The organism is Aerococcus sp. L_32 (assembly GCF_050689315.1).
On record NZ_JBOEQF010000100.1, the window covers coordinates 1 to 7,505 of the forward strand.

General features: G+C 40.4%; 7 protein-coding genes. 5 read left to right on the forward strand and 2 right to left on the reverse strand.

Annotation, left to right across the window (positions count from 1 at the left end):
* Positions 1–2 precede the first annotated feature (2 nt).
* Positions 3–404, reverse strand: a complete 402-nt coding sequence (gene gpsB, locus ACRCJ0_RS07645) for a cell division regulator GpsB (protein ID WP_419971348.1) — start codon at positions 402–404, stop codon at positions 3–5.
* A 221-nt stretch (positions 405–625) separates the two neighbouring features.
* Here gpsB and ACRCJ0_RS07650 point away from each other — a divergent pair, with 221 nt between their 5' ends.
* The 5 genes from ACRCJ0_RS07650 (at position 626) to dtd (ending at position 5,676) form a co-directional block, all read left to right on the forward strand.
* On the forward strand, positions 626–1,117 hold the full coding sequence (locus ACRCJ0_RS07650; RefSeq protein WP_419971349.1) for a hypothetical protein: 492 nt from the start codon (positions 626–628) through the stop codon (positions 1,115–1,117).
* The gene (gene prmA, locus ACRCJ0_RS07655; RefSeq protein ID WP_419971350.1) at positions 1,104–2,063 is read left to right on the forward strand and encodes a 50S ribosomal protein L11 methyltransferase; all 960 of its coding nucleotides are present in this window, start codon (positions 1,104–1,106) and stop codon (positions 2,061–2,063) included. The genes ACRCJ0_RS07650 and prmA overlap by 14 nt, the downstream gene beginning before the upstream one ends.
* A gap of 1 nt (position 2,064) precedes the next feature.
* A complete protein-coding gene (locus tag ACRCJ0_RS07660; RefSeq protein ID WP_419971351.1) occupies positions 2,065–2,829 on the forward strand; it encodes a 16S rRNA (uracil(1498)-N(3))-methyltransferase in 765 nt (254 codons plus the stop codon).
* 109 nt (positions 2,830–2,938) lie between these two features.
* A complete protein-coding gene (locus tag ACRCJ0_RS07665; protein WP_417893591.1) occupies positions 2,939–5,194 on the forward strand; it encodes a RelA/SpoT family protein in 2,256 nt (751 codons plus the stop codon).
* Positions 5,195–5,226: 32 nt separating this feature from the next.
* Positions 5,227–5,676: a D-aminoacyl-tRNA deacylase gene (gene dtd, locus ACRCJ0_RS07670; RefSeq protein ID WP_431387651.1), complete on the forward strand. Its 450-nt coding sequence runs from the start codon at positions 5,227–5,229 to the stop codon at positions 5,674–5,676.
* A gap of 100 nt (positions 5,677–5,776) precedes the next feature.
* Here dtd and ACRCJ0_RS07675 read toward each other — a convergent pair whose 3' ends face one another.
* Complete coding sequence (locus ACRCJ0_RS07675; protein WP_419971354.1) at positions 5,777–7,132, reverse strand: N-acetylmuramoyl-L-alanine amidase; 1,356 nt, start codon at positions 7,130–7,132, stop codon at positions 5,777–5,779.
* Positions 7,133–7,505: the final 373 nt, after the last annotated feature.

The window sequence follows — 7,505 nt, forward strand, 5'->3', positions numbered from 1 at the left end:
AACTAGTTATTTTCAAAAATAATAGTATGATCTTTCGTATCGTCTTCGTTCTCTTCGCTAGCATCTACTTTATTTTCGACTTTGGCGTTTTGACCACCGAATACAGCTTTTTCTAACTTAGACAAGCGACGTAGAATATCGTAGTTAGTTGTACCTTTTGATTGAGGTACTGTTGTAGATTTTGAGCGTTGGTTAGTGGCTTGGCGTCCACTTTCATTTGTACCAGTTGAGTGTTTTGCACGTTCTAACTCATTCTTAAGTGAGGCAATTTCTTTTTCATATGACTCATAGTCACGAATAATTAGGTCTAAGAATTCGTCTACTTCCTCTGTATTGAATCCACGAAGGGCAGGTTTAAATTCTTTCTGTAAAATATCTTTTGTCGTCAAGTTACGATCGGCCATTTAAATAACACCTCATCATTTATATTTCTAACCTTTATTATAGCATAGCTTTCATTATTTGTAATAAATGTAATATAATAATAGTTTAAGATTCTATCAAATTCAACATCTAAAAATATCAAGTAATAGCATAATTGAATCCGTCATAACATTGGCGCGGTAGTTATTTTGATGTGGGTATATTATAATAATTAAAAAAGACGAGAGTGGGGAATCAACAGATGCAAACCGTATACACTTTTCTTGAAGAAATATTAGAGAATAGCCATATTGATATTCCTTGGCGTTTATCCTATGTATCAGTAACCAAACAGGTGGTATTGCAAACATATCTGCCAGTGGTCGCCAGTGATGAAATCACTTTTTTAGACAAGAATAACCAGCCTTTAGAAGGCATCGATTACTTAGAATTGAAGTTTATTTTTACAGCTGACCACCGTGCTAATGAAACTGAGAATGGGATTTTTATCATTCAACCAAAAGACACTGAACACTTTCAAAAAGGGCACTTAGATATTCTAGCCCAAGAGATTAGCCATCTTTTATATGAAGCCCGTTTGCAAATTAAAGAATTAATAAAAGGTGAAAGGATGGCGGTTGATTTGAAATGGCCAGCAGAAGAAGTGGACCAAATGATCACAACAAGAAGAGCTATTAAGCGCTATGATGACAGCTTATTATATTTAGGAGATGATACGAATGACTTGGTATGAGGTAACAATTGAAACAGATAATAAAAGTGAAAGCCTATTAACCGAAATTTTGTGGGGCTTAGACTCTGCTGGGGTGTCCATCAAAGACGAGCAAGACTATATTGACTGGTCAGATGACGGCTTTGGTTCAGTGAAGAATGACCAGCCAGCACCAGGGGCATATGAAGTTAACCCGGTAGTTTTAGGTTACTTTTCAGCTGATAAAAAAATCGAAGACATCATCTCTGAAATCAAAACCTACCAAGCAAACTACAATAAGGAATTAGCAACAGACCAACAAATTGTTATCCATGACATCCGCTATAGTCCCTTAGAAGATAAGGACTGGGAAACAGCTTGGCAGGCCTACTATGAACCAATCCATGTATCGCGCTTTATGGATATTGTGCCAATTTGGGAGAAAGACGACCAAGTAGCTGATCCGAAGAAAACCACTTTATTCCTAGATCCAGGTATGGCATTTGGGACCGGTTCACATGAAACTACTAAACTGGCATTACGTTTACTGGAAATCGCTATGATTGGCGGGGAAGATGTCATTGATGTGGGGACTGGGTCTGGTATCTTAGCCATCGCTGCGAAGAAATTAGGCGCGAATGACGTAGATGCCTATGATTATGACGGGTCAATTTTGGATATTACCCGCAATAATTTTGCTTTAAATGATGTAGAAGACGCTATTTCCGTTGCTCAAAACAACATCCTAAATGACATCGATACGCAAGTAGATATCATTACAGCCAATATCCTATTTGAAATCCTAGAACCCCTGATCCCGCAAGCATACACCAACCTAAAAGCAGACGGGCAATTGGTGCTATCAGGTATTTTCCATGACAAGAAAGATGACATGTTGGCCTTACTTGCTGCCAATGATTTTACCGTTGAAATCGTTATGAACATGGGTGAATGGTACGGTATTTTAGCCCATAAAGGACAAGATTAAGATGCAAAGATATTTTATCGAAGAGGAAACCGCCCAAATAAATGACCAAATAGTGATGGATAAAGACACCAACCATCATATGCTCAACGTTATGCGGATGCAGATTGGGGACCAGGTAATTCTAGTCACCCAAACTGAACAAGTATTTATCGGTGAACTTGTTTCTGATGAAGGGAAAAGTGCAGTCCTTCGCCTAGTTGAACTGCGGGAAGAAAATAAAGAAATCCCGGTCGACACCACACTCTTTGTCGGCCTACCTAAGGGAGACAAGCTTGATTTAATCGTACAAAAGGCGACCGAATTAGGGGTTCGTCATATTGTGCCAGTTGCCATGCGGTATTCCGTCACTAAATGGGACCAAAAGAAAGCGGGCAAAAAAATTGACCGTTTGAAAAAGATTGCCAAGGAAGCTGCTGAGCAATCTCATAGAACTTTTGTCCCAATCATCGAAGACTTGCATAGTGTTAGCATGGTAAAAAATAGACTATGCGAATTTGACCAAGTTTGCGTGGCTTATGAAGAGGTTGCCAAGTCGGGTGAAGCGGCCCTTTTGGCAAAGACTTATGCATCACTAGAAGCCGAGGATCGTATTGCCTTTATTACCGGACCTGAAGGAGGCATTCATCCAGATGAAATCGCTGACTTCACTGACGGATTCGACCATGCGCATTTGTGCGGGTTAGGGCCACGGATTTTACGGACAGAAACAGCACCCTTATATTTATTATCAAGTCTGTCATTTGCAACAGAATTATTAGGTGACTAAGAAGGGTTTGATAGGGTTTCTAGTCCATTTATATGGTAAAATAGGAGGAATATACAAACTAAATATGATGCCAACCATATAACTTATAACAAGGAAAGTAGGTGGTAACATGCCAAATAAAAATAATTATACAAAAGCAGAAGTTTTAGCCTTATGTGCTAGCTATATGTCTGAAGCGAAGGTGGACTATGTCCAAAAAGCAGCAGACTTTGCTGAACGCGCACATATTGAGCAAATCAGAAAATCAGGCGAGCCGTACTTTGTCCATCCTGTTCAAGTTGCAGGTATTTTAGCCGAATTGAAAATGGACCCGGATACAGTCATTACTGGGTTCTTGCATGATGTTGTGGAAGATACCGGTATCTCATTAGACGATATCGCTTACTTCTTCTCACCGACAATTGCCACCCTAGTAGATGGCGTCACCAAATTAGGGAAATTTAAATATAAATCACATGAAGAGCAATTAGCTGAGAACCACCGTAAAATGTTGTTAGCAATGGCCAACGATTTACGGGTCATCATGGTGAAATTAGCCGACCGTTTGCATAATATGCGGACGCTAAAATGGCATAAGCCAGAGAAGCAAGTGATTATCTCTACAGAAACGTTAGAAATTTATGCCCCCCTAGCTGACCGTTTGGGTATGAACCAGATTAAATGGGAACTAGAAGATACAGCGCTTCGCTATATGGATCCAGAATCGTATTACTCAATCGTTCAATTAGTAGATTCAAAACGAGACGAGCGGGCAGAATTCATTCAAACGACGATTGACGAATTGGAATCACAAGTAAAGGGGGCTATTACTGGTAAGTTTGAAATTTACGGCCGACCTAAACACATTTATTCTATTTACCGGAAGATGAAAGACCAAGGCAAAGAATTCGACCAGATTTTTGATCTCCAAGCTATCCGGGTGTTAGTAGAATCTGTTCGCGACTGTTATGCAGTACTTGGGATTGTCCATACTAATTGGAAGCCATTGCCAGGCCGGTTTAAAGACTACATTGCCATGCCAAAAGCCAACATGTACCAGTCTATCCATACGACGGTTGTCGGAAACCAGCCGAGTCCAGTAGAAGTGCAAATTAGAACCTATGAAATGCACGAGGTTGCTGAGTACGGGGTTGCCGCACATTGGGCTTACAAAATGGGTAACCTTGAAAAAGTCGAGGCTTCACCTCTAGACGCCCAGCTAGATTGGTTTAACCAAATTGCGGAGTTGCAGGATGAATCTAAAGATGCCACGGATTTCATGGAAAGCGTGAAAGAGGACATTTTCCAAGATAATGTCTATGTATTCACCCCAACTGGCGACGTGACTGAATTACCAGCGGGTTCCTACCCATTAGACTTCGCCTACTCAATTCACTCAGAAGTGGGAAATAAGACGGTTGGTGCTAAGGTCAACGGCAAGATTGAACCTTTGAATTACCAATTGAAAAATGGTGACATCGTGGAAATTCTAACGTCACCGAATTCGGCAGGACCATCGCGTGATTGGGTAAACTTAGTGAAAACTTCGCGGGCCCGCAACCGAATCAAGCGATTCTTTAAATTGCAGGACCGTGACCAAGCGGTAGAACAAGGTCGACATGCCCTTGAAGAAACCCTTGATAATCTAGGTTTCAAATTAAAAGATGTCTACAAAAAAGAAGATATCAGTAAAACCCTTGAACGGTTCAACTTCTCGACTGAAGAAGACTTGTTCGCGGCGATTGGCTTTGGTGAATTATCATCAACTGCAGTCGCTAACCGTTTAACTGAGCGGGAACGACGGTTACGCGCAGCTGAGAAGAACAGGGAATCTGTTGAAGAGACCCTGAAAGAATCAGGTGAACAGAAGAAACTCAGCAAGACTCAAAAACAATCTAGTCATGTACGCCGTAAAGCGTCTAAATCTAGTGCTGGTGTCATAGTAGAAGGTTTGGATTCACTCCTAGTCCGTCTAGCCCATTGTTGTAATCCTGTACCAGGAGACGATATTGTGGGTTATATCACTAAAGGTAGAGGGGTTTCCGTCCACCGCAGAGACTGTAAGAATGTGCAAGTCCCAGAGGATGAACAAGATCGCTTGATTCCAGTTGAGTGGGAAGATGCCAGCAAGAATGTGGATAACCAATATGAAGTGGAAATTGTGGTTGAAGGTGAAGACCGGTCTGGCTTCTTGAATGAAGTGTTACAGATTATCACGCCGATTGCTGGATCAGTTACCAATATTAACGGTAACGTCAACCATGACGATAATTCTGTCAAAGTGAGACTGCGTTTTGTCATCCAAAACGTCAACCAACTAGATAAGATTATCGACCGGGTGAAAAATATACCAGATGTTTATTCGGTTGCCCGTGCTAAAGAATAAAATAGAAACAAGTGTATTAATGGAGGGTTTGGATGCGAATTATCGTGCAAAGAGTTAGCCAAGCTAACGTTGCCATTGATGAAAAAGTTGTTGGTGAAATTAATAAAGGGTTTGTGCTTCTAGTAGGCGTTCATGATGATGACACGGCGGAAACGGTGGCATATATGGCTAGAAAGATCGCTAATATGCGGATTTTTACTGACGAGGATGATAAATTGAATCTAAACATCGACCAGGTGTCAGGTGAGATATTATCCATTTCGCAATTTACCCTTTATGCTAGAACTAAAAAAGGCAACCGACCATCATTTATCGATGCTGCCAAACCAGACCACGGCGATAAAATGTATCAATTATTAAATGAAACATTACGTAATGAATATGGGTTAAAGGTTGCTGAAGGTGAATTTGGTGCCGATATGCAGGTATCACTAACCAATGACGGTCCAGTGACCATCATATTAGACTCGGATGAAGCTTAGAATTAAGCTGGATTAGATTAAACAGAAAAAAATACCGATTGCCTGAGAATTTCCGGCAATCGGTATTTTTCTTGTTTTGGCAGCAGTGACCAAAAATCAATTATTGATAGTAAATCACTAAAGCGTTGTAAATGGCGTCGGCAACTTGGTTCCAGTATTCTTCTTGACTAAATACGGCCACGTCACTTGGTGTTGACATGTATCCAAGTTCTAGTAGGACACCTTCGCCAGCTAATTCTCGGATAACCTGGAAGTCACCGAATTTAACGCCGTTAGATTCTAATGGTAATTGTTCCATTAATTGGGCTTGAATCTCATGGGCTACTGGGGTGGAATCGTCGCCGTAGTAGTAAGCTGTTGTGCCGGATGCACCTGTTGATTCAATTGCATCATAGTGGAAGGAAATCAATAGGTCAGCGTCTGCTTGGTTGGCTGTATATGGAATATCAGCTAAAGCAACATCTGAATCATCATCTCGGGTTAAAATCACATTTACGCCTACTGCTTCAAGTTTTTCCTTAACGGTTAGGGCAGTTTGTAGGGTGACTTCTTTTTCATATAGACCGTCTGTTATAGCACCTGGATCGATACCACCGTGACCTGGGTCTAATACAATGGTCCGGCCAGCTAATGTACTGGTTGCTTCCGCTGCTTTTGCTTTATCCGCCATGGCAGTTGAATCACTTTCTGATAACCAGTTAACGATATACCCCTCAGTACCATCGATTGAACGTACATGGTAGTATTCATTTTCTTGACCAAGATAGGCAAATTGTTCGTTTAGAGCACCTTTGGCTAAGATTTCAGAGTCTTTATTGGCTTCGCTACGTATATTTACCCCATCTGCAGTTGCCTTGACAGTAAAGTCGTAACCAGATAGGAATTCATCGAAAGTGGATTGTTCTTCTTCTGTGATTTCAGTATCTTCTTCGTAGGCAATTGTTCCTGGTGTCACATCGATTTCTGTTTGTTTCACCCAACCAATTTCACCAGAAAGCTGAATTTGAGCCCAACCATCAGCTTGGTGTAAGATTTGGTATTTTGAATTCTTTTCTGCAGATGTTAAGACTGTTGCGTCCTCTGTATTTTCTTCGTATATTTGAATATCATCCACTAAGGTTGTGGCAATGAAATCAGAGGAATCGATATCTTGGTTATCAGCTAACCAAGTGGGTATCCAACCTATTTCATTGTTATCGAGTAGGACATAGTACCAATTATTTTCTTGTCTAAGTATTCGATAAGGATTACTGCCGTCAAGTTGGTCTTTAATATCATAAGTTATCCCAGGTCCTTCACGAAGGTTGACAACATTAGTAGATAGTTCTTTATAGGATGCTTTGTTGTATTGATATAATTGTAATGAGGAGAAACCAACGATTCCTGTTACAAAAATAAGGTAGAGTATATAGACTACTTTATTTTGTTGGAAGTGGTTCTCAGAATGATCTGTCAATTCGCGTACACCTCAGTAGTTCACCGGAAATTCCGGTAGAAAAAGTTTATATTTTTGCTAAAATTTGGCATTATTATAACTCAGTTTACCTTTCTTGTGACAAATGAACAACTAGAAAATATACTATCTTGACACTTTTTTTGTTTTGATATAAGATAAGGAACGAATAATCCAATGAAAGAGCAAGAATAATTGTCGACATTTCTAGAGAGAGCTAACGGGTGAGAATGCTCAATGTCATTTATTTGCAAACACTCTGGAGGAGAATAGTGCAAAGCTATTCCGTCACGCACGTTACGCGGCAAGCAACAGCCATAGCTGTTGAAATTAAGGTGGTACCACGAAGTTAACTCGTCCTTATATTCCTATTATC